At 38.8% G+C, this 255-nt stretch carries 1 pseudogene; it reads right to left on the bottom strand.

Annotated elements, in window-relative coordinates:
- Positions 1–241 (bottom strand): annotated as a pseudogene (locus DN064_RS14090) (OmpA family protein); the annotation flags it as partial.
- Positions 242–255: the final 14 nt, after the last annotated feature.

Genomic DNA, 255 nt, shown 5'->3' with positions numbered 1-255 from the left:
CTTTTTCGAGGGCTTCACCATACCAGAATGCTGCTTTTTCAGAGTTGGCATTGTTGTAATAACAATCCCCAAGTCTGGTAAGTACATAGACGCTACTGTCGCCCTTTTCAACGACTTTTTCGTAGAGCTCAATAGCTTTGGCATAGCCATAGTTATCGTAGAATTTATCGGCTAGTTTCTTTTGAGCAAATACAGCAGAACCGCTCAAAATAAAAAGAAGTAATATGAATCTTGTTCTCATGACCATTTGCTTTT

This window comes from Winogradskyella aurantiaca, assembly GCF_003362725.1.
GTDB classification, from domain to species: Bacteria; Bacteroidota; Bacteroidia; order Flavobacteriales; family Flavobacteriaceae; genus Winogradskyella_A; species Winogradskyella_A aurantiaca.
This window is presented reverse-complemented; position numbering and strand designations above follow the sequence as displayed.